The 1,318-nt window shown below is 57.4% G+C and carries 1 protein-coding gene; it reads left to right on the top strand.

The window, feature by feature from the left end; all coding sequences use genetic code 11:
• Positions 1 to 58: 58 nt before the first annotated feature.
• Positions 59 to 1,282, top strand: coding sequence for an IS256 family transposase (locus ACGYLX_RS19010; protein WP_243261443.1), 1,224 nt, complete (start codon positions 59 to 61; stop codon positions 1,280 to 1,282).
• Positions 1,283 to 1,318: the final 36 nt, after the last annotated feature.

The following is a 1,318-nucleotide window of genomic DNA, read 5'->3' as shown; positions in this document are numbered from 1 at the left end:
GGGACTGTCCTGAATTTTGTGCTCTGGCGTGGTAACTGCTCTATAAGGAGACCCACGTATGAGCATCGACAAAAAGCTATTAGACCAACTGATGGAAGGCCGGTCCTCTGGCGACCTATTCGGCAAGGAGGGCATTCTTGCCGAGTTGACCAAAGCATTGGCAGAACGCGCTTTAACAGCTGAGATGGAGGAACATCTTGGGGCAGAGCGCGAAGAAGGTGTCGCGGAAGGCCAGAACCATCCGCCCAATCGTCGTAATGGCAGCAGCCAGAAGACTGTGACTACCGACAGTGGGAAGGTCATCCTGGACATTCCGCGCGACCGCAACGGCACCTTTGATCCGCTGTTGATAGCCAAGTATCAGCGTCGTTTTCCCGAGTTCGACCGCAAGATCGTCAGCATGTATGCACGCGGAATGACGACCCGTGAGATCCAAGGGCACATTGAGGAGATTTACGGCTTTGAGGCATCACCCAGCTTGATATCGGTGATCACTGAGGCTGTGATGGACGAGGTCACCGCCTGGCAGAGCCGGCCACTGGAACCCTGCTATCCCGTGGTGTTCATGGACGCGATCCGCGTCAACATCCGCAGTGATGGAGCGGTCTCGAACAAAGCGGTCTTCGTGGCCTTGGCGATCCGTCCAGACGGCACCCGGGACGTTCTGGGGCTGTGGTTCCAGGCCAACGAGGGTGCCAAATTTTGGGCAAAGGTTCTGAATGATCTACGCCACAGGGGCGTTCAGGACATTCTGATTGCCGTGGTCGACGGTCTCAAAGGCTTCCCTCAGGCCATTGAGGCAGCTTTCCCGGAAGCCCAGGTTCAGACGTGCATCGTTCATTTGCTGCGCCACTCTATGAGCTTCGCCAGCTACAAGGACCGCAAGGCCGTGGCGACAGCCCTGAAGGCGGTCTACACCGCCTTGGACGTCGAAGCAGCAGAGGCTGCGCTGGCCGAGTTCGAGGAGAGTGATCTGGCCAAGCGCTATCCGGCCATCGCACCGAGCTGGCGCAGAGCCTGGAACGAGGTGATCCCGTTTCTCGACTACCCGCCCGAAGTGCGCCGACTTATTTACACGACGAATGCCATAGAAGCTTTGAACTCGAAAATCCGGCGTGCGGTGCGAACCCGCGGCCACTTCCCGAGCGATGAAGCGGCGGCGAAGTTGATCTACTTGGCCCTCAATGCTACTTCCGTCGAGTGGAAGCGATCTGTGCGTGAATGGCACCGCGTTAAAAGCCAACTCGCCATTATGTTCGAAGAACGCTTTCCCATGGCGTAACTAAAGGCGCCAGGGCACAAAATTACGCACACTCCC

Source organism: Sulfitobacter sp. 1A13496 (assembly GCF_043557225.1).
GTDB lineage: Bacteria > Pseudomonadota > Alphaproteobacteria > Rhodobacterales > Rhodobacteraceae > Sulfitobacter > Sulfitobacter faviae.
Note: the sequence above shows the minus strand (reverse complement) of the source record. Positions and strands in the feature narration are given on the sequence as shown.

Coding starts and splice junctions, on each gene's coding strand:
- ACGYLX_RS19010 (WP_243261443.1), top strand. CDS start 59: ATGAGCATCGACAAAAAGCTATTAGACCAACTGATGGAAGGCCGGTCC.